The sequence below is a fragment of the Paraburkholderia sp. ZP32-5 genome (genome assembly GCF_021390495.1).
GTDB lineage: Bacteria > Pseudomonadota > Gammaproteobacteria > Burkholderiales > Burkholderiaceae > Paraburkholderia.
The window spans coordinates 1,884,423-1,908,329 of sequence record NZ_JAJEJP010000001.1 but is presented as its reverse complement, the minus strand read 5'-3'; the positions used below and the strand labels follow the sequence as shown (position 1 = coordinate 1,908,329).

21 protein-coding genes and 1 other RNA gene are annotated in these 23,907 nt (G+C 63.8%); 9 read left to right on the top strand and 13 right to left on the bottom strand.

The window, feature by feature from the left end; genetic code table 11:
* Nucleotides 1-90: 90 nt before the first annotated feature.
* The 8 genes from L0U82_RS08080 to ffs form a co-directional block, all read right to left on the bottom strand.
* Nucleotides 91-915, bottom strand: coding sequence for an ABC transporter permease (locus L0U82_RS08080; protein WP_233829803.1), 825 nt, complete (start codon nt 913-915; stop codon nt 91-93).
* 83 nt (nt 916-998) lie between these two features.
* Nucleotides 999-1,811: an ABC transporter ATP-binding protein gene (locus L0U82_RS08075; RefSeq protein WP_233829802.1), complete on the bottom strand. Its 813-nt coding sequence runs from the start codon at nt 1,809-1,811 to the stop codon at nt 999-1,001.
* A 134-nt stretch (nt 1,812-1,945) separates the two neighbouring features.
* Nucleotides 1,946-2,983, bottom strand: a complete 1,038-nt coding sequence (locus L0U82_RS08070) for an ABC transporter substrate-binding protein (RefSeq protein ID WP_233829801.1) — start codon at nt 2,981-2,983, stop codon at nt 1,946-1,948.
* A gap of 195 nt (nt 2,984-3,178) precedes the next feature.
* Nucleotides 3,179-4,420 (bottom strand): CaiB/BaiF CoA transferase family protein, encoded by a 1,242-nt coding sequence (locus L0U82_RS08065; RefSeq protein ID WP_233829798.1) that lies wholly within the window; start codon nt 4,418-4,420, stop codon nt 3,179-3,181.
* Nucleotides 4,421-4,596: 176 nt separating this feature from the next.
* Nucleotides 4,597-5,193 carry a recombination mediator RecR gene (recR, locus tag L0U82_RS08060; protein ID WP_233829796.1) on the bottom strand — a complete coding sequence of 199 codons (597 nt, stop codon included), beginning with the start codon at nt 5,191-5,193 and terminating at the stop codon, nt 4,597-4,599.
* Nucleotides 5,194-5,432: 239 nt separating this feature from the next.
* Nucleotides 5,433-5,759, bottom strand: a complete 327-nt coding sequence (locus L0U82_RS08055; RefSeq protein WP_006048866.1) for a YbaB/EbfC family nucleoid-associated protein — start codon at nt 5,757-5,759, stop codon at nt 5,433-5,435.
* A 69-nt stretch (nt 5,760-5,828) separates the two neighbouring features.
* Entirely contained in the window at nt 5,829-8,501 is a 2,673-nt protein-coding gene (locus L0U82_RS08050; RefSeq protein ID WP_233829794.1) for a DNA polymerase III subunit gamma/tau, read from the bottom strand.
* 231 nt (nt 8,502-8,732) lie between these two features.
* Nucleotides 8,733-8,831: signal recognition particle sRNA small type (gene ffs / locus L0U82_RS08045), an RNA gene on the bottom strand.
* Nucleotides 8,832-9,319: 488 nt separating this feature from the next.
* On the opposite strand from ffs, the gene trxA reads away from it, so the two are divergent.
* The 6 genes from trxA to L0U82_RS08015 all read left to right on the top strand — a co-directional run bounded on the left by trxA (nt 9,320) and on the right by L0U82_RS08015 (nt 16,388).
* Nucleotides 9,320-9,646 (top strand): thioredoxin TrxA, encoded by a 327-nt coding sequence (gene trxA, locus L0U82_RS08040; RefSeq protein ID WP_013089343.1) that lies wholly within the window; start codon nt 9,320-9,322, stop codon nt 9,644-9,646.
* Nucleotides 9,647-9,921: 275 nt separating this feature from the next.
* Nucleotides 9,922-11,190 carry a transcription termination factor Rho gene (gene rho, locus L0U82_RS08035; RefSeq protein ID WP_233829793.1) on the top strand — a complete coding sequence of 423 codons (1,269 nt, stop codon included), beginning with the start codon at nt 9,922-9,924 and terminating at the stop codon, nt 11,188-11,190.
* A gap of 428 nt (nt 11,191-11,618) precedes the next feature.
* Nucleotides 11,619-12,452 (top strand): M90 family metallopeptidase, encoded by an 834-nt coding sequence (locus tag L0U82_RS08030; protein ID WP_233829792.1) that lies wholly within the window; start codon nt 11,619-11,621, stop codon nt 12,450-12,452.
* A gap of 219 nt (nt 12,453-12,671) precedes the next feature.
* Nucleotides 12,672-12,938: a type B 50S ribosomal protein L31 gene (locus L0U82_RS08025; RefSeq protein WP_233829787.1), complete on the top strand. Its 267-nt coding sequence runs from the start codon at nt 12,672-12,674 to the stop codon at nt 12,936-12,938.
* A gap of 310 nt (nt 12,939-13,248) precedes the next feature.
* Complete coding sequence (locus L0U82_RS08020; protein ID WP_233829781.1) at nt 13,249-15,006, top strand: ArnT family glycosyltransferase; 1,758 nt, start codon at nt 13,249-13,251, stop codon at nt 15,004-15,006.
* 2 nt (nt 15,007-15,008) lie between these two features.
* Nucleotides 15,009-16,388: an MATE family efflux transporter gene (locus L0U82_RS08015; protein WP_233829780.1), complete on the top strand. Its 1,380-nt coding sequence runs from the start codon at nt 15,009-15,011 to the stop codon at nt 16,386-16,388.
* A 71-nt stretch (nt 16,389-16,459) separates the two neighbouring features.
* Here the strand turns inward: L0U82_RS08015 and L0U82_RS08010 are convergent, their stop codons facing one another.
* Complete coding sequence (locus L0U82_RS08010; RefSeq protein ID WP_233829778.1) at nt 16,460-16,873, bottom strand: carboxymuconolactone decarboxylase family protein; 414 nt, start codon at nt 16,871-16,873, stop codon at nt 16,460-16,462.
* Nucleotides 16,807-17,355 (bottom strand): MerR family transcriptional regulator, encoded by a 549-nt coding sequence (locus L0U82_RS08005; RefSeq protein ID WP_233829775.1) that lies wholly within the window; start codon nt 17,353-17,355, stop codon nt 16,807-16,809. The genes L0U82_RS08010 and L0U82_RS08005 overlap by 67 nt, the downstream gene beginning before the upstream one ends.
* A gap of 314 nt (nt 17,356-17,669) precedes the next feature.
* Here L0U82_RS08005 and L0U82_RS08000 point away from each other — a divergent pair, with 314 nt between their 5' ends.
* Both L0U82_RS08000 and L0U82_RS07995 read left to right on the top strand, forming a co-directional pair.
* On the top strand, nt 17,670-18,281 hold the full coding sequence (locus tag L0U82_RS08000) for a ComEA family DNA-binding protein (RefSeq protein ID WP_233829773.1): 612 nt from the start codon (nt 17,670-17,672) through the stop codon (nt 18,279-18,281).
* A gap of 118 nt (nt 18,282-18,399) precedes the next feature.
* Complete coding sequence (locus L0U82_RS07995) at nt 18,400-18,960, top strand: YidB family protein (protein ID WP_442793602.1); 561 nt, start codon at nt 18,400-18,402, stop codon at nt 18,958-18,960.
* A gap of 155 nt (nt 18,961-19,115) precedes the next feature.
* Here L0U82_RS07995 and clpB read toward each other — a convergent pair whose 3' ends face one another.
* Both clpB and L0U82_RS07985 read right to left on the bottom strand, forming a co-directional pair.
* Nucleotides 19,116-21,713, bottom strand: a complete 2,598-nt coding sequence (gene clpB, locus L0U82_RS07990) for an ATP-dependent chaperone ClpB (protein WP_233829768.1) — start codon at nt 21,711-21,713, stop codon at nt 19,116-19,118.
* A gap of 228 nt (nt 21,714-21,941) precedes the next feature.
* A complete protein-coding gene (locus L0U82_RS07985; protein WP_233829765.1) occupies nt 21,942-22,418 on the bottom strand; it encodes an Rrf2 family transcriptional regulator in 477 nt (158 codons plus the stop codon).
* Nucleotides 22,419-22,788: 370 nt separating this feature from the next.
* Between L0U82_RS07985 and L0U82_RS07980 the strand changes: the two genes are divergently transcribed.
* Complete coding sequence (locus L0U82_RS07980) at nt 22,789-23,331, top strand: group III truncated hemoglobin (RefSeq protein WP_233829762.1); 543 nt, start codon at nt 22,789-22,791, stop codon at nt 23,329-23,331.
* 65 nt (nt 23,332-23,396) lie between these two features.
* Here L0U82_RS07980 and moaE read toward each other — a convergent pair whose 3' ends face one another.
* Nucleotides 23,397-23,873 carry a molybdopterin synthase catalytic subunit MoaE gene (gene moaE, locus L0U82_RS07975; RefSeq protein WP_233829760.1) on the bottom strand — a complete coding sequence of 159 codons (477 nt, stop codon included), beginning with the start codon at nt 23,871-23,873 and terminating at the stop codon, nt 23,397-23,399.
* Nucleotides 23,874-23,907 lie beyond the last annotated feature (34 nt).

Sequence of the window (23,907 nt, the reverse complement as noted above, 5' to 3'; positions counted from 1 at the left end):
TGAAGTTGTATTTATTCAGGCACGGCTTCGTCGCGCGCCGTCACGAACAGCTACCACTCGCAGCCGAAGCCGATTCAAGCCGCGAAAAACTCACAGCTTCTCGGTGTCTCCACTACGCGGTTGCCACTTCATCAGGCGCCGCTCCGCCATCCCGACGATCCCGTCGAGAACCAGCGCGAATGCGGTCAGCACCAGAATCCCCGCGAACACGGTATCGATATCGAACGTGCCTTCGGCCTGCAGGATCAGATAACCGACGCCGCGCGCCGAGCCCAGATACTCGCCCACCACCGAGCCGACGAACGCGAGACCCACCGACGTATGCAGGCTCGAAAACACCCAGCTCATCGCGCTCGGCAGATAGACGAAGCGCAGCAGTTGCTTGCGATTCGCACCGAGCATCCGCGCGTTCGCGAGCACGACCGGGCTGACTTCCTTCACGCCCTGATAGACGTTGAAGAACACGATAAAGAACACCAGCGTGACGCCGAGCGCAACCTTCGACCAGATGCCAAGGCCGAACCACACGCCGAAGATCGGCGCGAGAATCACGCGCGGCATCGAATTCGCGGCCTTCACGTACGGGTCGAACAGCGCGCTTGCGAGCGGCGCAAGCGCGAGCCACAGGCCGAAGCCGAGTCCGATCGCGGTGCCCAGCGCGAACGCGAGCACGGTCTCGACCAGCGTGATCCATAGATGCAGATAGATTTCGCCGCTCGTGAACCATTCCCAGATCCGCTGCAATACCTTCTGCGGTTCGCCGAAGAAGAACGCGGCCTTGTTCGGATCGTCGAAATAGAACGGCGGCAGCAGCGTCGGGCTGGTCAGCACGTACCAGAGCACGAAGCACAGCACGAGCAGCAGCCATTGCCAGATCACCAGATTCGCCCGGTTCGGGCGCAACTTCTTCCACATGACTTGGTTTGCCTTCGACGATGGTTGAACGCGTTTTCCTGCGTTTTCTTTTCTTCCGCGCCTGGCGCCGCAGCGCGGCACGCTTAAACAGCGGTCAGTTGCTGCTGATAGCCCTTCAGCACTTCATCGCGCAGCACGCTCCAGATCTGTGCATGCAACTCGACGAAACGCGCATGCGAGCGGATTTCGGCGACATCGCGCGGACGCGGCAGATCGATCCTGAATTCGCCGATCGGATGCGTGCCTGGCCCCGCCGACAGCACCACGACGCGATCCGACATCGCGATCGCCTCATCGAGATCGTGCGTAATGAACAGCACCGCCTTGCGCTTCGCGGCCCATAGATCGAGCAGTTCGTTTTCCATCAGCTGACGCGTCTGAATATCGAGCGCGGAGAACGGCTCGTCCATCAGGATGATGTCGGGATCGAGAATCAGCGTCTGGGCCATCGCGACGCGCTTGCGCATGCCGCCCGAAAGCTGATGCGGATAACGATCGCCAAAGCCGCCCAAGCCGACGCGCTTTAACCATTCGTCCGCTTTCGCGCGTGCTTCGTCGGCCGGCGTGCCATGAAACGACAGGCCGGCCATCACGTTGTCGAGCGCCGAGCGCCACGGCATCAGCGCATCGGCCTGGAACATGTAGCCCGCGCGGCGATTCAACCCTTCGAGCCGCTCGCCGAACACGCTGACGCTTCCCGACGACGGTTGCAGCAGACCCGCGCCGACGTTCAGCAGCGTGGACTTGCCGCAGCCGGTCGGACCGACCACCGACACGAACTCGCCCGGCTCGATGCGCAGCGTCGTGTCCTTGACCGCCGTGTAGCGCTGCGAGCGATTATCGCGGGCAGCAAACGTGCAGGTGATGTTTTCGAGCGCCAGGGCAGCAACGGTCATCGTTCGGCTCGCTTCTGGAATCGGGTTGGGGGAAAAGGTGACGGCCGCGGCGGGAATTGGCGCGGGCGCGACGCATTGCGCTGCCCGCTTCCTTCCCGCTTCCTGCTCGCTTGCCGCCCGCTACGCGTACGCGCCTATGCCTTGACGGTCGCCAGCGCCTTCTTCACGAAATCGTTGGTCCATGTTTTCGACAGATCGATCTGCGCGTTCTGGATGATCGGATCGAATGCCTTCAGCGTCTTCAGCGACGTCGCGGGACCATCCGCCGGCATCATGCCGTCCGGCGACATCGCCTCGCGCACGTGCTGCCATGCGTCCAGATAGAGCGCGCGATCGCCGAGCAGATAGCTTTCCGGCACCGTGTTGATCAGTTCGCTGCCGCTTGCGTTCTGCAGCCACTTGAGCGCGCGCACCATCGCATTGGTCAGGGCCTGCGTGGTGTTCGGATTCTTCGTGATGAACGTCTGCGACGCATACAGGCAGCCGGCCGGCATATCGCCGCCGAACACACTGTGCGTATCGGTGAGCGTGCGCGTATCCGATACGACGCGCACTTCGCCCGAACGTTCGAGACGCGTGATCACCGGATCGAGATTGGCAATCGCGTCGATCTGCCCGGACTGCAGCGCGGCAATCGCGCCGGCGCCCGCACCCACGCCAATGAACGCGACATCCTTCGGACTCAGGCCGGCTTTCGCGAGCACGAAGCTCGCCATGATCGACGTCGACGAACCCGGCGCGGTCACGCCGATCTTCTTGCCTTTCAGATCGGCAATCGACTTGTAATTCGGCATGGTCTTCTTCGACACGGCGAGCACGATCTGCGGCGCGCGCCCCTGCAACACGAATTCGCGGAAATACTGCTTTTGCGCCTGCAACAGTAGCGTGTGTTCGAACGCGCCGGAGACGACATCCGCGCTACCGCCGACCGCGGCTTTCAAAGCCTGCGAGCCGCCGGCGAAATCGGAAATCTCGATGTCGAGCCCTTCGTCCTTGAAGTAGTTGCGACGCTCCGCGATCGTCAGCGGCAGGTAGTAGAACAGGTTCTTGCCGCCGACCGCGATCGCGACCTTGGTGGTCTCGGGTTTGCCTTGCGCGAAAGCGAACGGGGTGGCGGTCAGCGTGGCGCCTGCGAGCGCGGCGCCGCCGGCGAGGAAGGTTCTGCGTTGCATGGTCTGTCGTCTCCAGATTTTGTGGTCCGGCTTTTTTTGCGGCGCTATTACGTGCTGTCGCGCAGCGCTCGTGTATGGCGCTTTTGCGTCGATCGCGCGGCGCGGCTCGCGCCTCGTCGCCGCGCCTTTTCCCGCTTTTTTGTATGGCCCTTCTGTTCGCGCCGTCGCGACTGCCGACGGCGCGCCGCGCGCCCGTCAGACTATCTGTTGCGCGCGCAGCCTTGCGATGCCGTCAGAATCATAACCTAGTGATTGAAGGACTTCATCGGTATGTTCACCCAGTTCCGGACCCAGCCAGCGAGTCTCGCCGGGCGTCGCCGAGAGCTTCGGCGTGATGGCCGGCAGCGTGATTTCCTTGCCGTCCTGCCACTTGAAACGCTGGATCATCTGCCGCGCGAGGTACTGCGGATCGGTGAACATATCCGCGACGCTGTAGATGCGGCCCACCGGTACGTCGGCGGCATTGAGCACTGCAAGCGCCTCGTCGATCGTGCGCGTGGACAGCCACGCGGCGATCGCGGCGTCGATTTCCTCGGTGCGCGGCACGCGGCCGTCGTTATGCGCGAGCGCCGGGTCATTGGCGAGATCGTCGCGTTCGATCGCGATCATCAGGCGCCGGAAAATCGGATCGCTATTGCCGCCGATCACGATGCTGCCGTCGCGGCACGGATAGGTATTGGACGGCACGATGCCCGGCAGCGACGCACCGGTGCGCTCGCGCACCATGCCGTACACGCCGTATTCGGGCACCACGCTTTCCATCATGTTGAACACGGCTTCGTACAGCGCGACGTCGACCACCTGCCCTTTGCCGCCGTTCACCTGTTTGTGATGCAGCGCCATCAGCGCGCCGATCACGCCGTGCAACGCGGCGATCGAATCGCCGATCGAAATGCCGATGCGCGGCGGCGGCAGATCCGGGTAGCCGGTGATATGGCGCAGGCCGCCCATCGATTCGGCGATCGCGCCAAAGCCGGGCCGATCGCGATACGGACCCGTCTGCCCGTAACCCGACAGACGCACCATCACGAGGCCGGGGTTTTCCGCGGACAACACGTCGTAGCCAAGGCCCAGTTTCTCGAGCAGACCCGGACGGAAATTCTCGACGACGATATCGGCCTCTTTCGCAAGGCGTCGCACGATCTCCTTGCCCTCGTCGGCTTTCAGATTGATCGTCACGGATTTCTTATTGCGCGCCTGCACGGCCCACCACAGCGACGTGCCGCCGGCTTCCGGATAGAGCTTGCGCCATTTACGCAGCGGGTCGCCGCCTTTCGGGTCTTCGATCTTGATCACGTCGGCACCGAATTCGCCGAGAAAGCGCGCGGCGAACGGTCCGGCGATCAGCGTGCCGAGTTCCAGCACCTTGACGCCGGAGAGCGGGCCATGTGCGGATTGCGGCGCGGCGCCCGCGCCTGATTCGGGGGTGGCGCTCATGTGTCTCCTTTATTGTGCTACTGACGACGGTCTCGCCTTGCGGCGCTCCGTGCATTCTCGTGCATGCGGCGGAGTTTGTTTGCAGCCCGCGCGATGCAGTAGCGCACGGTAAGCCATGTGCCGCCGCACAGCGCAGCTGTGCCCCATCGCCGCACGGTGCGGCATTTGCAAGCGCGCTACATCGTACGGCGATCGAGCATCGCGCGCGCGATCGTGCCCGCGTCGACATATTCGAGCTCGCCGCCGACCGGCACGCCACGCGCGAGACGCGTGACCGACAACCCGCGCGCCTTCAGCGTCTGCCCGAGGTAATGCGCGGTGGCCTCGCCTTCGTTGGTGAAATTGGTCGCGAGCACGACTTCCTTGACGACGCCATCCGACGCGCGCTTCACGAGCCGGTCGAAATGGATCTCCTTCGGGCCGATGCCGTCGAGCGGACTGAGCCGTCCCATCAGCACGAAATAGAGACCGCGATAGGTCATCGTCTGTTCGAGCATGATCTGGTCGGCCGGCGTTTCGACAACGCACAGCAGCGACGGATCGCGCTCTTCATCGAGGCAGACTTCGCAGATCTGCGCTTCGGTAAACGTGTTGCATTTTTCGCAGTGGCGCAGGTGCTCGGTCGCGAACATCAGCGAGCGGCCGAGCTTTTCGGCACCCTCGCGATCGTGCTGCATCAGGTGATACGCCATGCGTTGCGCTGACTTCGGCCCGACACCGGGCAGCACGCGCAGCGCTTCGACGAGCGCCGACAGGGCGGAAGGTTGTTTCATGCGGATCGGCGTCGAAGTGGGTGGTGCCCGGGTGGGCAAGTCGGGATAGCGGTGCGGAACTCGAACCACGCTTAAGCGCGATTGCCGCGCTCAAGCGTTCGGCCTGCACTTTGTTCGGTGCTTGCTTGCGATACTTTTGGGGCCTTCAGCCTACGCATGTCGCGCGGGCGTGCCCGGCATCGCCGTGTACACCGCGGCTTCCAACGCCGCGGCGTGTGCCTTCATGACAGCGGGCAGGCTCAGAACGGCAGCTTGAAGCCCGGCGGCAGCGGCAGACCCGAGGTCATGCCGCCCATCTTTTCCTGGGCGGTCGCCTCGGCCTTGCGCACTGCGTCGTTGAACGCGGCGGCGACCAGGTCTTCGAGCATGTCCTTGTCGTCGGCGAGCAGGCTCGGGTCGATCGACACGCGGCGCACGTCGTTCTTGCAGGTCATCGTCACCTTCACGAGACCGGCTCCCGACTGCCCCTCGACTTCGATCTGCGCGAGTTGCTCCTGCATCTTCTTCATGTTTTCCTGCATCTGCTGGGCTTGCTTCATCAGCCCGGCGAGTTGGCCTTTCATCATGGACGTGCTCCTTCTGGATAGCGTGAAATCTGGGGTTGCGGCGCCGTGCTGGCGCCGCGAACCGGTGGATCAGTGGGCCTGCGACGCGCCGTTCGGGGCTGCGTCCGGGGTAAGCGGGCGAATCGAGTCGCGCACGATGGTGGCGCCGAACTCGCGAATCAGCGACTGCACGAACGGATCGGCGTTGATCTCGCGCTCGGCTTCCTGCTGGCGCCGCGCGCGCAGCGCGGCGTCGTGCGCGGCAGCGGTGCGGCGCGCCGGCCCGACTTCGACCTGGACATCGATGTTCTGGCCGAGCCGCTCGACGAGCGCTGCTTTCAGTTTAGCGACCTGCGACGTTTCCGCGTATTGCGGCACCGGCACATTCAGCTTCAGCGTATTGCCTTCGAGCGCCATCAGTTCGCTGTTGAACGCCAGTTGATACGAAATGCCCTTCAACGGCAGATCGACCGCGAGCGCGGGCCAGTCGCCGGTGAAGCCAAGCGGGTCGAGCGGCACCGCGGGCGGTAGCGGACGGTTGTCGACCACCGGTGCTGGCGCTGCTGCCGGCCGGGTTGCCGCGGCCGGACCATCCATGCGGACATCGTCGGGACCGTGGTCGAATACCGGGACGAAGTTATCGTCCGGCGGGCCGAAGTAGCCGTCGTCCGCCGCGGACAGCGGCATGTAGTCGTCGGGCGGCATGTCGTCCCACGGCGGCATCGACGAGCCGTTCTGTTGCGAGTTGTTATCCGCGCCGCGTGCTGACGACGGCTGCGCGGCAGCGCCAGCGGCTTCCTGCGGCGCGCGGCGCGCGGCGCCGGGCGTCGGTACCGGGACGACCACGCGCGGTGCGCTTGGTTTCGGTGCGACGGGCGCTGCGGGTTTCGCGGCTGCGCTGGGGCTTGCGCGGCCACGGTCGGAAGATGTCTTCAGGCCGGCGTTGCGCAGCACATCGAGTGCGGCGCTCGCGCCGCCTGCCCGGCGCGCGGCGGGGGCAGTCTGCGCTGGCGCCGCAGTGGTTTGTGGCAGCGGGTCCTGCTCGGGTACGGGTGACGCGGAAGTTTGTGGCGCCGGTTCGTCGTCCTGCGGCAGCGATTCGGTGGCTTGCTGCGTGCTTGCGGGCGCGGCGGTTGCCGGTGCGGCCGGCTCAGTTACGGGTGCGACATCGGTGTTTTCGTTCGAAGCGAGTTCGTTCGAAGCGGCAGTGGCAGCGCCGGCCGTGTTGTTACTGGCCGGCGCGTCTTCCCATGGCGCCAACGGACGTGCGGTAGCGGCAGGCGGCGGCGTATCGTCAACGCGCGCGGTCGATGACTTCGCATCGCTCGTAACCGGCGCCGTCTGGTCGATGCTGGCGGCACCGAGATCCGACGCTTGCGGCGTGGTCTTGTCTTGCATTGCGTCGCCAAGCTGCGGCGCGACGGGTCTGGCAGCCGGCGCGGCGGACTTCGCCGTATCACCCTGCTCCATGCCCGCATCGCTAGCCTGTGGTGCACGGGCCTGCTCGACAGCGGCCGCCGGGACGCGAGCGCCCCCGACTGGCGGTAGCGGCGCGGCGGTTGCCGACGCCATCGACGGCGCGCGCAACGCGGCGACCGTCGGCGCGCCGGAGCGCTTCGCCGCGGCGCTAGATACACCTGCCTGCGACCCAGCCCCGCTCGCGCCCGCGCCGCCTGTCGGCGCCGGTTCGAACGCGAGCATACGCAGCAGGGTCATCGTGAAGCCGGCGTATTCATCGGGCGCGAGACCCAGTTCGCTTCGGCCGATCGTCGCGATCTGATAGAACAGTTGTACCTGCTCGGCACTCAGCGTGTCGGCGAAACGGCGCAGATCGGCGGCCTCCGGCCATTCGTCGAGCACTGACGACGGCGCGAACTGCGCCCATGCGATCCGGTGCAGCAGGCTCGCGAGATCCTGCAGCGCGGTCGAAAACGACAGGCTGCGCAATGCCATCTCATCGGCGATCGCAAGCACCGCGGCGCCATCGCCCTGCGCGAGCGCGTCGAGCAAACGGATCAGGTAGCTTTGATCGAGCGCGCCGAGCATGCCGCGCACCGCGTCCTCGCCGACCTGATTGGCCGAATACGCGATTGCCTGATCGGTCAACGACAGCGCATCGCGCATCGAGCCGTCGGCGGCGCGCGCGAGCAGACGCAACGCCTGTGCGTCGAACGGCACGTTCTCTTCGCCGAGAATGCGCTCGAGATGCGACACGATATGGCCGGCCGGCATCTGCTTCAGATTGAACTGCAGACAGCGCGACAGCACCGTGACCGGAATCTTCTGCGGATCGGTAGTCGCGAGAATGAATTTGACGTGCGGCGGCGGCTCTTCCAGCGTCTTCAACATCGCGTTGAACGCGTGGTTCGTGAGCATGTGCACTTCGTCGATCATGTAGACCTTGAAGCGCGCATCGACCGGCGCGTACACCGCGCGCTCGAGCAGCGCGGCCATTTCATCGACACCGCGATTGCTCGCCGCGTCCATCTCGACATAATCGACGAAGCGCCCTTCGTCGATCTCACGGCATGCGCGGCACACGCCGCACGGCGTCGAAGTCACACCGGTCTCGCAGTTCAGCGCCTTCGCGAAGATGCGCGACAGCGTGGTCTTGCCGACGCCGCGCGTACCTGTAAACAGATACGCATGATGCAGACGGCCGCCGTCGAGCGCATGGGTGAGCGCGCGCACCACGTGCTCCTGTCCGACGAGCGAAGCGAAATCCTTCGGCCGCCATTTGCGTGCGAGAACTTGATAGGTCATCCGGAAATTGTATCAGTAACAATGGGACGAAAAACCGATTCGGGACGGCGTGCGAATGCACGCCGAGGCTTTGCCGGAGCAGGCTGGCGCAGCAGCGCAGAAACCGGCCGGCGATAGATCAGACGATCAGCCGCGCACGATCGAACCACACCAATGTTCAAGAGGAACACTGCGAGCAAAAGACGGCGAATTTGGAAGCAATTGCGGGAACCCGCGAAGAAGAAAAGCGAAGGTGACGAGCCTGACCCTCGGCACTGGTGGAAAACGGCTGTGGCTGCTTCGTTCCCGACCTGACCAGGTTGACCATCCCTCCATGCGAGGAGGCCCGTCACGAAAGATTCTATCATCGCTTAGTGGATAGCGCGACTGTTAATGCGAGCAAAGCACGATCGACGCGCGGGATCGGGCATCCTCCGATGCTGAGCGCCTTCTTCACATCTATATATAGATAAACACTTTCGCGGCTACGACCAGGCGGCACTTGAGTTCTCTGTAGCCGCCACCATTTTCATTTCATCGCGATATCACGACGCGACGAAAACCGGGCGGTGCTTGATCAGCAGTCATTGGCCCCACTGCCTTAACGAGTACTATCGCTCATCGGCAACGCATAGCGAATTAAGCTACACTGCCAGTTGAATGACCCGCAAACGCGGGCCTTTCCGCGTATTCCGCGCAAATCCGGCGCCCTTTCCGGACCTGCGCGGGGATGCCAGGCAAGGTCCCGGACGCGGCAAAGCGAACGGAAATTTTCCCGGTTTTTGATGTATCGTGGCGAGCAATTCAGGCGGGCCTCGAACCGATAGAGGTATTCATAAATGAGCGAACAAATCAAGCATATCAGCGACGCATCGTTCGAACAGGACGTCGTGAAATCCGATAAACCCGTGCTGCTCGATTTCTGGGCCGAATGGTGCGGTCCGTGCAAGATGATCGCGCCGATCCTCGACGAAGTCGCGAAGGATTATGCGGATCGCCTGCAAGTCGCGAAAATCAATGTCGACGAACATCAGTCGACGCCGGTCAAGTTTGGCGTGCGCGGTATCCCGACGCTGATCCTGTTCAAGAACGGCGCTGTTGCCGCGCAGAAAGTCGGCGCATTGTCGAAGTCGCAACTGACCGCGTTCCTCGACGGCAATCTGTAATACAGTGCCGCGGCGTTTGCGGATTCAACGTAATCCGCAAACACGCCGGACCGGGCGCAGCAGGTTGGACGAACAGCCGCGCGCTCGCTGAAAAGCGTGTTGTCAGCCGGCAACACGCTTTAATACAAAGATGCCACGCTGCCGCACTGGCGGAAATTGGCGTGTGCTATGCTAGAATCCGCAAAACGTCGAAAAGACGCGTAAGTCTTTGAGCGCTCCGCTCACCCCTCCTCCCAGATTCCATTTCGTCGCACCTTCTCCTGCGGGTTCTCCGTATGCATTTATCCGAGCTTAAGACTCTGCACGTGTCCCAATTGATCGAGATGGCCAATGGCCTCGAGATCGAAAGCGCGAACCGCCTGCGCAAGCAGGAATTGATGTTCGCCATTCTAAAAAAACGAGCCAAAGCGGGCGACACGATCTTCGGCGACGGCACGCTCGAAGTGCTGCCGGACGGTTTTGGTTTCCTGCGTTCGCCGGAAACCTCCTACCTCGCCAGCACGGATGACATCTATATCAGCCCGTCGCAAATCCGCCGTTTCAATCTGCATACGGGCGACACGATCGAAGGCGAAGTGCGCACGCCGAAAGACGGCGAACGCTATTTCGCGCTGGTGAAGGTCGACAAGGTCAACGGCCAGCCGCCGGAGGCCTCGAAGCACAAGATCATGTTCGAAAATCTGACGCCGCTGCATCCGAACAAGGTGCTGCTGCTCGAACGTGAAATGCGTGGTGAAGAAAATGTGACGGGTCGCATCATCGACATGATCGCGCCGATCGGCAAGGGCCAGCGTGGTCTGCTCGTCGCATCGCCGAAGTCGGGCAAGACGGTGATGCTTCAGCACATCGCGCACGCAATCAAACAGAACCACCCGGACGTCAAGCTGTTCGTGTTGCTGATCGACGAACGCCCGGAAGAAGTGACGGAAATGCAGCGGTCGGTGGCCGGCGAAGTGATCGCCTCCACGTTCGACGAACCGGCCGCGCGCCACGTGCAGGTCGCCGAAATGGTGATCGAGAAGGCCAAGCGTCTCGTCGAAATGAAGAACGACGTCGTGATTCTGCTCGACTCGATCACGCGTCTCGCGCGCGCGTACAACACCGTCGTGCCCGCTTCGGGCAAGGTGCTGACCGGCGGTGTCGATGCCAACGCGCTGCAGCGTCCGAAGCGCTTCTTCGGCGCGGCGCGCAATATCGAAGAAGGCGGCTCGCTGACCATCATCGGCACCGCGCTGATCGAAACCGGCAGCCGCATGGACGACGTGATCTATGAAGAGTTCAAGGGCACCGGCAACATGGAAGTGCACCTCGAGCGCCGTCTCGCCGAAAAACGCGTGTATCCGTCGATCAACCTGAACAAGTCGGGCACGCGCCGCGAAGAACTGCTGATCAAGCCCGAAGTGCTGCAAAAGATCTGGGTGCTGCGCAAGTTCATCCACGACATGGACGAAGTCGAATCGATGGAATTCCTGCTCGACAAGATCCGCCAGACGAAGAGCAACTCTGAGTTCTTCGACATGATGCGCCGCGGTGGTGGCGGCTAACGCCTGGCGTTGGCATTGACGTTGGCCACCTCGGCCAACCGCTGTACTGGATGAGAAACCGCTCGGTATCGACGAGCGGTTTTTTTTCGCCTGCCGCGCGCTGCCGGCCGTTCCCTGCTTCCGCACGTGCGTGTAGCGGGAACTCACCGTCATGTCTACGAATTCAATCGGATGGTTGGCCGTGAGCCAGGCCGCCGTCGACTGACTAAATGCGGACCCGCGCACACGGAAGTAGTACGAGGCGACGCCCCCTCCCTCGGCCAACATCGTCGAACAGCGCCGCAAGGCACCCCGTCAGAGCCACCTCGCAAACGCCACGAATCCGTACAATCCAGTGTTCCAGAACACGCTCGCAACGCCGACGAAAAACTTTGCGGCGCCCTGCTCCTCGCGCGGCACCAACAGATCGACTAGAGGTGTGATCCGACATGCTCTCGAAACTCACGCACTGGCTGGGCACTCGACGCCGCGAGCGCGCGCTGCGCGACTACGCGATCGACGAACCGTTGTGGCAGGCGACGCTCGCCGGCCTACCCTTCCTCGCCCATCTCGATGCGCCCGATCTCGCTCGGCTACGCGAACTGACGAGCCTGTTCATCGCGAACAAGGAATTCTCGACCGCGCACGAACTCGAGTTGACCGACGCGATGACGGTCGGAATCGCCGTGCAAGCCTGTCTGCCGGTGTTGAATCTGAGCCTCGATCTATACCGCGGCTGGGTCGGCGTCATCGTCTATCCAGGCGAGTTCGTGATCCGCAAAACCGTCGAGGACGAAGACGGCGTCGTGCACGAGGTCGAGCACGACGCGAGTGGTGAAGCATGGGAAGGCGGTCCCGTGGTGCTGTCGTGGGAAGACGCGCAGATGACCGACGGCACCGATGCGTACAACGTCGTTATCCACGAGTTCGCGCACAAGATCGACATGGTGAACGGCGAAGCGGACGGCCATCCGCCGTTGATGCGCCGCTGGCATGCGCCGCTCGACGCCCAGGGCTGGGCCGATGTGTTCGATCACGCATACGACCAGTTCTGCGCAAAAGTCGACGCGGTACCCGAGCGGCGCTGGGCGCGCTTCGAACGCGAATCGCTGATCGATCCGTACGCGGCCGATCACCCATCCGAATTTTTTGCCGTCTGCAGTGAAGCGCTGTTCGTAAAACCACAGCCCTTCGAGGCCGAGTATCCGGAGCTATATCGACTGCTCGCGCGCTATTACCGGCAGGATCCGGCGCGCGTCGGTTTGACTTTCACGCCGGTTTGACGCGAGCACCTTCGCGAATCCTCGGGCTGTCGACGCCAACCCGCGCCGGCGCGAGTCTGCCGGTCCGCGCCAATAGAAATCGCTGGCAGAAAAATCGCCAAGCAACTGATTTTCTGGCATAATCGCCGTTTTTCGACCGTAGGCAAGTGGCTCGCGCCTGAAGGCAGTCCAATTCAAGGCTGCACGCGGGTTGGCTACCGCCAGATTAAAGGAAAGACCATGAAAGAAGGCATTCACCCGGATTACCGCGAAGTCCTGTTCATCGATATGTCGAACGACTTCAAGTTCGTGACGCGCTCGACCATCCAGACGCGCGAAACCGCCGAATTCAACGGCAAGACCTACCCGCTCGCGAAGATCGAAGTGTCGTCGGAATCGCACCCGTTCTACACCGGCCAGCAGAAGATCATGGACACGGCCGGCCGCGTCGAGAAGTTCAACAAGAAGTTCGGCGCACGCGCTTCGGGCAAGGCAGCAGCAAAGTAATACCCGCATCGTCGCCGGTCCTGAGCCGGCAGCGAAGCAGACAAAAAAGGGCAGCGCGAGCTGCCCTTTTTTGTCGCCCGCGCCGACACGATGCCTGCATGACCTGCCGCGCAAAACCACCACCGCAAGCGCTGCCCGGCGCGCATCCGCACTGCGGTGTTACAGCTTTCGCAACGACGTTGCCGGTCGTTACCGGCCGTGACGGGCATCGCGCGGCACGACTACAATGCCGCATGCCGCAGACGGGCCATCCCGGCCGCACCCGCCGCCCAACCCCGGCTGCATCGCTTATCCAATACCCGCACACCGCATGAGACCTGTCGTTCGCCTCACTGCCTCCGCGACCAGCGCATTGCCGCGCTGGCTGCTGCTGACCATCTGTATCGTCTATGCGTCGTTTGGCCTGTTCGGCCGCGATCCGTGGAAGAACGAGGACGCAGCCGGCTTCGGTGTCATGTGGACGATGGCCAACGGCGGCGCCCACGACTGGCTGCTGCCGAATCTGGTCGGCAAATATCTGACCGAGGACGGCCCGCTCGGCTACTGGCTCGGCGCCAGCGCGATCCGCGTACTCGCGCCGTGGGTCGATGCGAGCAACGCGTCGCGCGTGTTCACCGGCCTGCTGTTCTGCGCGGGCTGCGCGTTCGTCTGGTACGCCGCCTATCTGCTCGGCCGGCGCGCCGAGGTCCAGCCGTTCAAATATGCGTTCGGCGGCGAACCGGAGCCGCGCGACTACGGCCGCACCCTCGCCGACGGCGCGCTGCTGATCCTGCTCGCCTGCTTCGGCCTCGCCGAGCGTGGCCATGAGACCACCCCGCAGCTCGCGCAGTTCGTCTGCATCGCGATGCTCGTGTACGGCCTCGTGCGCATGATCGACAAGCCGATCCAGGGTGCGCTGATCTGGGGCCTCGCGATCGGTCTGGTCACGCTCGCGAGCAGCCCGGTACTGGTCGGCGCGCTGCTGCTCGGCACGCTGGCGATGACGCTGATCGTCCGCGAGACGCGCTCGCGCTGGCTGCTGCTCGCCGGTCTGCCGGTCGCGCTGGTGCTCGCGGTGTCGTGGCCGATCATCGCGCTCGCCGCCTTCCCCGACGACGCGGTCTGGTATCTGAACCAGTGGCTGCACGTGAGCCTGAGCTCGTTCGCCGGGCCGCCCGGCTCGGTCGCCGCGTATGCGCTGAAAAATCTGCCGCTCTTCACCTGGCCCGCGTGGCCGCTCGCGCTGTGGTCGTGGTTCAGCTGGAAGGGGCTGCGGCGCGCGCCGCACGTCGCGATTCCGCTGTCGGTGATCGGTCCGCTGTTCGTGCTCGTCGTGCTGCAAAGCCATCAATCGAACCGGCTGTACATGCTGTTGCTGCCGCCGCTCGCGGTGCTGGCAACCTTCGCGCTGCCGACGTTGAAGCGCGGCGCGATCAATGCGATCGACTGGTTCGCGTTACTCAGCTTCACGATTCTCGGCAGCTTCGTGTGGCTCGTGTACGCAGCGAGTCTCACTGGCTTCCCGCATCCGCTCGCGCGCAACCTCGCACGGCTCGCGCCGGGTTACGTGCCGCAGTTCAAGATTCTGTCGTTCGTGTGCGCGGTCGCGGTGACCGTCTGCTGGTTCGTGCTGGTGCGCTGGCGTCTCGCGCGTCATCCGAAGGTGCTGTGGCGCAGCGTCGTGCTGTCGAGCGCCGGCACGACGCTGATGTGGGTGCTGCTGATGACCCTGTGGCTGCCGGTCGTCAATTACAGTCGGACTTATCGCGACGTCGCACAGCAGATCGCGAGTCATCTGCCGGAGGACTACACGTGCATCGCGCCGGTACGGCTCGGCAATGCGCAGATCGCGACCTTCGCGTATTTCGGCGACATGCACTTCGCGTTCGACCAGGACTGCGACGTGATCCTGCGTCAGGACACGCAGGACTACGGCGACCCGAGCGCGATGCCCGACTACATCTGGAAGCTGGTCTGGGAAGGCCGGCGCGCGGCCGACCGCGACGAGCGCTTCCGCCTGTATGTGCGCATCGATCGTCCGAAGCCGCCGCCAGGCAAGCGCCGCAGCTGGCACAAGAAGCTCAACTGACCATGTTCGCCGACGTACGGAAAATCGCCGCGCTCGCGTGGCCCGTATTGATCGGCCAGTTGGCGATCATCGCCTTCGGCGTGCTCGATACGGCGATGGTCGGCCGCTACTCGGCGGTCGATCTGGCCGCGCTCGGCCTCGGCTCGTCGATCTACGTGTCGGTCTATATCGGTCTGACCGGCATTCTGACCGCGCTGCAGCCGATCGCCGCGCAACTGTACGGCGCGCGCCGTTACTCCGAAATCGGCGAGGAAGTGCGCCAGTCGCTGTGGCTCGCGGCGGCGCTGACCGTACTCGGCTTTCTGATCCTGTTCTTCCCCGGACCGCTGCTGAACCTGTCGCGCGTGCCGGAAGCGCTGCACGAGCGCACGCTCGCGTATCTGCGGATTCTCGCGTTCGGCCTGCCCGCCGGGCTGGCGTTTCGAATCTATAGCTCGGTCGCCAATGCGCTCGGCAAACCGCGGCTCGTGATGTTCCTGCAGGTCGCCGCACTGCTGCTGAAAATCCCGCTCAATCTGTGGTTCATTTTCGGCGGGCTGGGCGTGCCGGCGCTGGGCGGCCCGGGCTGCGCGCTCGCCAGCACGCTGCTCAATTGGACCCTCGCGGTGCTCGGCATGCTGCTGCTCGCGCGCGTCGACGACTTCAAGGCACTCGGCATTTTCACGCGCTTCTGCTGGCCGGTCTGGCAGCGTCAGGCCGCGCAATTGCGTCTGGGCATTCCGATGGGCCTGTCCTATCTGATCGAGGTCACGTCCTACACGTTCATGGCGCTCTTTATCGCGCGCTTCGGCACGACGACGCTCGCGGGTCATCAGATCGCCGGCAACATCGGCGCGGTGCTGTATATGACGCCGCTGTCGATCGGCATCGCGTCGTCGACGCTGGTCGCGCAGGCGCTCGGCGCGCATCGGCCGGAAGCGGCGCGCACGCTGTCGCGTCACGGCATCACGATGGCCGTTGCGATCGCCTGCTGCTACGGCTCGCTCGTGCTGGTGCTGCGGCCGTACATCGTCAGCGGCTACACGACCAATGCGCAGGTCGCGGCGGCGGCGTTGCCGCTGGTGCTGATCGTCGCCTGCTATCACCTGTTCGACTCATTGCAGATCACGACCGCGTTCGTCCTGCGCGCGTACAAGGTCGCGGTCGTGCCGACCGTCATCTACGCGATCGCGCTATGGGGCGTCGGGCTCGGCGGCGGGTACGCGCTCGGCTTCGATACCACCGGCCTCACGCCGGCGTGGCTAACCGGCGCGCGCGGCTTCTGGGTCGCGAACACGACTAGTCTCGCGATTGCCGGGATTGGCTTGCTCGTGTACTGGCGGATCGTGAGCCGGCGATATCTGCGCGACGATGCGGGGTTGCGCGTCGATTCGGCGATGTGATGGAAGTCGGTGCGGCCTAGTCCTCGGGCCTTTGCGCGGCCCGTCACTCCGCGCCCCTCCACCGCGCCCCATCAACTCACACATCCAGGTTCCAGTTCCTCCCGCTCCCGCCGCTCGAAAACCTCGCGTGCCGCGAACAGCGCGTTGAGCGCGGCCGGAAAACCCGCGTAAAGCGCCATCTGCATGAACACTTCGACGATCTCGTCGCGGCTACAGCCGACGTTCAACGCCGCCTCGATGTGCACCTTCAGTTGCGGCTGCGCGCAGCCGAGGGTCGCAAGTGACGCGATCGTCGCAATTTCGCGTGCGCGCAAATCGAGCTGAGGGCGGCTGTAGATATCGCCGAAACCGAATTCAATCAGCAGCCGGCCGAATTCCGGCGCGATCGGCGCGAGCGCGGCGATGACCTGCTCCCCCGCTAAGCCGTCGATTTGCTTGAGTTTGTTCCAGCCGCGGGTGTAGCGGTCGTTGTTGGCGTAGTCCATTGCGAGTCCTGTCCGGTGGTGTGCGAAGGTGAGGACGGCGAGGTTTCGTCGTCCTGTCGTGCCGGATCGTGCTCAACCGTGGCATTTGCCGCGACCGCGTCGGAAACCGCTTCGGTGGCTGCTTCGTAGTACGCGATCTTGTCGTCGATGGCGCCGAGATTGCTTTGCAGATCGGCGATCCGCGCAAGCAACGCGTCCCGGTGCGCGACCAGCAGGTCGCGGCGCGCGCGCATCGTCGGCTGCCCCTGCGCGCGCAACGCGGCGATTTCCTGCATGCCGGCGATCGGCATACCGGTCGCCTTCAGACGCATCACGAACCGCAACCAGTCGAGGTCGGCCGGCGAATACAGCCGGTGCCCCGCCGGCGTGCGCCCGACCGGCCGGATCAGACCGGCCTGTTCGTAATAGCGCAGCGTATGCGTGGACACGCCGATCGTCGCGGCGACCTGGCCAATGGTGAGTGGGGTTGAGTGTTTCGACATGACGGGCTCAGGTTAGGACTTCGAGTGCACTCCAGGTCAAGCGTTCGACGCTGCTATCTGGCGGGTTCCTCAGCTTTGATGCGCGGCTCTTCAGGGGCCGCCGCGCAGCCCGATAAGATCATCGGCGCTATTAGCAGCAAGCAAAAGGTTTAAATATTGTCCGCCGCGATTTACTTGTCGCGAATCGGTCGGTATAAATCGACGCGATTGTAAATAAGGGCCTGTGATTTGTTCTATGCTTTAACGCAGCGCCTGCTGACAGAATGCGTCGTCCGTTCCCGGCTAACTTTTTTGCCCTCAATGGAGTGCTTGCCATGCTGAAGAAGCTTTTCATGCTTTGCGTTGCTGTCGTTTTGTCGCTATCGGCCGGATTTGCCGCGGCCGTCGAAGTCAATACCGCCGATCAGGCTGCGCTCGAATCGGTCAAGGGCATCGGCCCCGTGCATGCAAAAGCGATTCTCGATGAACGCGCGAAAAACGGCCCGTTCAAGAATGCCGACGATCTCGCCGCGCGCGTGAAGGGCATCGGCCAGAAATCGGTCGTGAACCTCGAAGCGGCCGGCCTGACGATCAACGGTTCGTCCGCGCCGCCGACCGGCGCGAAGCCGTCGGCCAAGGCAGGCAGCACAACCAGCACGAAGGCAGCACCGGCGGCGACCGCCACCACGACGCAGGCGCCCGCGGCCACGACGGCCGCACCGGCCGCGACTACCGCGACTACCACGCCGGCTGCAGCCGAGCAGGCATCCGCCGCGAAAACGTCGAAGTCGAAGAAGAAGAGCAAGGCCGCGGCATCCGACGCGGCCGCGGCTTCGGCACCGGCGGCGGCAGCCAGCGCGCCGGCCGACGCGTCCGGCACCAAGGCCTCGAAGAAGAAAGCGAAAAAGAGCAAGGCCGCCTCAGCGGCGGCTGCGTCCGGCGCGTAAAGCGCGCGAAGCCGGACTGAATCCACCGTCCCTATCGAAGTTGCAGCAAGCTGGAACACCGGAAACAACGCAGCAAGGAGCAGCCGGCGGCATCGCGAAGGCTGAGCGACACGCGACGATGCCGTCGCGTCGCACGCAGGGGCATCGCCCCGCCGCCGCCCTCCGTCTTACCACGCCGCGCAGCCGCGCGGCGTTTTCACCCGCCAGGCCGTCATCCGCGTGCCGGCATTCAAGAGAGACCGTCATGAGCCTACTCGACACCATCGGTTCCCTGCTCGGCAAATCGCCCGAAGGCGGTGGCCAGCAAGCGCTGATCACAGCCGCGCTCGAATTCGTCAACAACCAGCCGGGCGGCCTGAACGGGCTGATCCAGCGTTTTCAGGAAAAGGGCCTCGGCGACGTCGTGTCGTCGTGGGTCAGCAACGGCGAAAACCAGCCGATCGCGCCCGATGCGCTGCACAGCGTACTCGGCTCGCAGACCGTCACCGACCTCGCGGCCAAGGCTGGGGTCCAGCCGGATCAGGTGACGGGTCTGCTGTCGCAAATTCTGCCGCACGTCGTCAACGCGGCCACGCCGGAAGGCACCGTGCCGGCCGACGGCCAACTGAACTCGACCACCGTGCTCGGCGCGCTGGGTGGCCTCGCGGCACTGTTCGGTGGCAACAAGGGCAACGCGTAACAACGCTGCACGCCGGCGCTTGCCGGCGCACCGCGCCCGATCGAACCCGCTGGGCAAAAAAAACGGCAACGAAGTTTCCTTCGTTGCCGTTTTTTAACGCCGGTTGAAACGGTTCGACTGCCCGTTCCAACCGCCGGTTCCTCATGTACGCAAGCTCAGTGCACCACGCGTTCGAACACGAGCTTGCCGTCTTCCATCTCGACCGGAATCACATCCTTCGGGCCGAACTTGCCGGCCAGAATCAGCTTCGCGATCGGGTTCTCGATCTCCTGCTGGATCGCGCGCTTCAACGGCCGCGCGCCGAACAGCGGATCGTAGCCGACCTTGCCGATGTGCTCGAGCGCGCCGTCCGATACCACCAGTTGCATATCGAGCTTCGCGAGCCGCTCGTGCAGACGCTGCAACTGGATCTGCGCGATCGACTGGATGTTCGAGCGATCGAGCGCATGGAACACGACCACGTCGTCGATCCGGTTCAGGAATTCGGGCCGGAAGTGCAACTTCACTTCTTCCCACACCGCGTCCTTGACCGCTTCCTGCGACTCGCCGACCATCGACTGGATCACCTGCGAACCGAGATTCGAGGTCATTACGATGACGGTGTTCTTGAAGTCCACGGTGCGCCCCTGGCCATCGGTCATGCGGCCGTCGTCGAGCACTTGCAGCAGCACGTTGAACACGTCCGGATGCGCCTTCTCGATTTCGTCGAGCAGGATCACGCTATACGGCTTGCGGCGCACGGCCTCGGTCAGATAACCGCCTTCCTCGTAGCCGACGTATCCCGGCGGCGCACCGATCAAACGGGCGACGCTGTGTTTTTCCATGAACTCGCTCATGTCGATCCGGATCAGGTGATCTTCCGAATCGAACAGGAACGACGCCAACGCCTTGCACAGCTCGGTCTTGCCTACGCCGGTCGGCCCAAGGAACAGGAACGAACCATATGGACGGTTCGGATCCGACAGCCCCGCGCGCGAACGGCGGATCGCATCGGCAACCGCATTGATCGCCTCGTCCTGGCCGATCACCCGCTCATGCAGCTTCGCTTCGATCTGCAGCAGCTTTTCGCGCTCGCCCTGCATCATCCGCGACACCGGGATACCGGTCGCACGCGACACGACTTCCGCGATTTCTTCCGCGCCAACCTGCGTGCGCAGCAAACGCGGACGTTTCGGACTGTTCTGCTCCTCGGCCTCGGCACGCGTGACTTCCTTCAGTTGCGCCTCGAGCCCCGGCAGCTTGCCGTACTGCAACTCGGCAACCTTCTCCAGCTTGCCTTCGCGCTGCAAACGCGTGATTTCCGCGCGCGTTTTCTCGATATCTTCCTTCAGTTGCGCGCTGCCCTGCACCGCCGCTTTTTCCGCGGTCCAGATTTCATCGAGATCCGAATATTCGCGATTCAGCCGCTCGATTTCCTCTTCGATCAGTTGCAGACGCTTCTGCGACGCTTCGTCCTTCTCCTTCTTCACAGCCTCGCGTTCGATCTTCAGCTGGATCAGCCGGCGATCGAGCCGGTCCATCTCTTCCGGCTTCGAGTCGATTTCCATCTTGATCTTCGAGGCCGCCTCGTCGATCAGGTCGATCGCCTTGTCCGGCAGGAAGCGGTCCGTGATGTAGCGATGCGACAGCTCGGCGGCCGCGACGATCGCCGGGTCGGTAATGTCGACGCCGTGGTGCAGTTCATAGCGCTCCTGCAGGCCGCGCAGAATCGCGATGGTCGCCTCGACCGACGGTTCGTCGACCAGCACCTTCTGGAAGCGGCGCTCGAGCGCGGCATCCTTCTCGATGTACTTGCGGTACTCGTCGAGCGTGGTCGCGCCGACGCAATGCAGCTCGCCGCGCGACAGCGCCGGCTTCAGCATGTTGCCCGCGTCCATCGCTCCTTCGGCCTTGCCGGCGCCGACCATCGTATGGATTTCGTCGATGAAGACGATGGTTTGCCCTTCGTCCTTCGCGATGTCGTTGAGCACGGCCTTCAGCCGTTCCTCGAACTCGCCGCGATATTTTGCGCCCGCGAGTAGCGCGGCCATGTCGAGCGACAGCACGCGCTTGTTCTTCAGCGTTTCCGGCACCTCGCCATTGACGATGCGCTGCGCGAGCCCTTCGACGATCGCGGTCTTGCCGACGCCCGGCTCGCCGATCAGCACCGGGTTGTTCTTGGTGCGGCGTTGCAGGATCTGGATCGAACGGCGAATTTCGTCGTCGCGGCCGATCACCGGATCGAGCTTGCCGGCGCGCGCACGCTCAGTCAGGTCGATCGTGTATTTCTTCAGCGCTTCGCGCTGGCTTTCGGCGTCCTGGCTGTGCACCTGCGAGCCGCCGCGCACCGCGGCGATCGCGGTTTCGAGCGATTTGCGCGACAGCCCATGCTCGCGCGCGAGACGGCCGGTCTCGCCCTTGTCGTCGGCGACCGCGAGCAGAAACATCTCGCTCGCGATAAACGTGTCGTTGAGCTTCTGCGCTTCCCGGTCGGCCTGATTCAACAGTCCGGTCAGCTCGCGGCCGATCTGCACGTTGCCGTCGGTGCCTCGCACCTGCGGCAGCCGCGTCATCGCATCGTTGAGCGCGGTTTGCAGCGGCTGCACATGAACCCCGGCGCGCGACAGCAGCGAGCGCGCGGAGCCGTCCTGCTGCGCGACGAGCGCGGACAGTACGTGTACCGGTTCGATGTATTGATTGTCGTGGCCGACCGCGAGACTTTGCGCGTCCGCCAGTGCTTCCTGGAATTTAGTGGTGAGTTTGTCGATTCTCATCAAGAGACCTCCAATTTCGATTACCACCAAAATGAGGCGTTTTATTTGGGTTTCAAGCGCTTTTTTGGCCTCAACCGTAACTATTTAACATTTGAACGAAAGAACCGCCGCCGCTTCGTTTTTCAGCCCGTCTGCGGGGATCTGCATGGCGGGAGTGTTGCCGCGTAACCCAATCGGGCCGCCTGAGTCACTCCGATGAACCGTCCCAATGAACCACCCCGAGTTGCGTCATACCTCCGCGAGCGGCCTCACCGCAATCCTCTTGTTCAGCCCGAGCAACGCCGCGAGCGGGGCCCTCGGTTCCGCGACTTCGCCAATCGTATGGCGATCGAGTTCGGCGAGAAAGGCATCGTTCGCCGTCTGCAACGCGCCGCGCAAACGGCAATGCGAGGTGATCACGCAAGGACGCTGCTCGCCCTGCCGGTCCGGCAGACAGCCGACCAACGCGAAATCGCTCTCGGTCACCCGCACGACGTCGCCGATGGTCAACGCGAGCGTCTGGCCGCCGAGCCGAAGTCCGCCATTGCGCCCGCGCACGGTTTCGACCCAGCCGCGCTCGCCGAGTTGCTGCACGACCTTCATCAGATGGTTCTTCGAGATGCCGTACGCCTGCGAAATATCGTGGATCGTCGACAGTCCGTCGCGTCTTACCGCGAGGTACAGCAGTACGCGCAACGTGTAATCCGTATAGTCGGTCAGTCTCATAGATGCAGATAGGGTGTGAAAGGCTGGGAGCAAGCACGCTGCGGCCGCATGGATAACCGTATCGACTCAATGGTTGCCGGAGGCGGCGGGCGGGCGCTGGGCTAAGATGACTGCCCGATGGCATCCGCCCTGGCCCTGATATCGTCGCGCGTCGCCATGGTAACGGTTCCCCGCATCGATCGTTCATACGAAAAGGTAGGGATTCGAGGTCTTTTTCGCTGGCTGACGCACTGCTTCGGGTGATCTGCTCCGTCTGTGCGTCGCCCGGCACCGATGGCGCCGACCGCGTTGTGTGCCTTCGCGATTGCCCGCCCCCCGCTGCCACGGCGACCGCCAGCCGCCATCAGAACCGCATTTTTCCGGAACCCGCATGAATCCATCCTTCCCCGCCGCGCCGCCGGTCGAGCGCGCGGACGAACCGACCGAAGCGAATATTCGCGCGCTCGTCTACGGCTTTTACGATCGCGTGCGCGCCGATCCGCGGCTCGGCCCCGTGTTCGACGCGAAGCTCGCGGGCCGCTGGGACGACCATCTGCCGAAGATGTGCACATTCTGGGGCAGCCTCGTGCTCGGCGCGAAGCAGTATCGCGGCAACGTGCAGCAGGCGCATCAGCCGCTCGAAGGGGTCGAGCCGCAGCATTTCAGCCGCTGGCTGTATCTGTTTCTCGACACCGTCGAATCGCGCTATCAACCGGCCGCGGCGGTGCGCTTCATGGAGCCCGCGCTGCGGATCGCGCAAAGCCTGCAGTTGAGCCGTTTCGGCTGGGATTACAAGATTCCGCCCGAGCAGCAGGCGCTGCTCGACCGTGTCGCGCCGAAGCGGCGCCCGCGCGACGGCGACGAAGACCATCCGGCGAGGCCAGCCGGCGAGCCGTTTCCGGTGCCGATCATCGGGCGCTCGCGCGACGCGTGAAACTGCTGCGTGCGGCCTGCTCGCGCTCGCAAGCGTGAGCAGGCGCCGCCGCGCTTGCGATCCGGCTACTTCGCCAGCCGGTTCCCGGAGTCGATGCCCCAGCGCGCCAGCGCCGCGTCGTCCGTCACGCGCGCATCGACCCAGCGCTCGCCCGCGTCGGTTTTTTCCTTCTTCCAGAACGGCGCTTCGGTCTTCAGATAGTCCATCACGAACTCACACGACGCGAACGCATCGCCCCGATGCGCGGCCGTCGTCGCGACGAGCACGATCTGATCGAGCGGATAGAGCTTGCCGACGCGGTGCACGATCTGCACCTCGACGCCTGGCCAACGTGCGCGCGCGCGCTCGATGATCGCCTCGAGCGACTTTTCCGTCATGCCCGGATAGTGCTCGAGCTCCATCGTCTCGACCGTGCTGCCTTCGTTCAGATCGCGCACCGTACCGACGAAGCACGCGACCGCGCCGATCTTCGGATTGCGCGCGCGCAGCGCGGCCACTTCGGCGGTGAGGTCGAAATCTTCGGTCTGGACGCGAACGGGCATGGGCGGCTCCTAAGGTCTTCTGTGTGGCGAACTG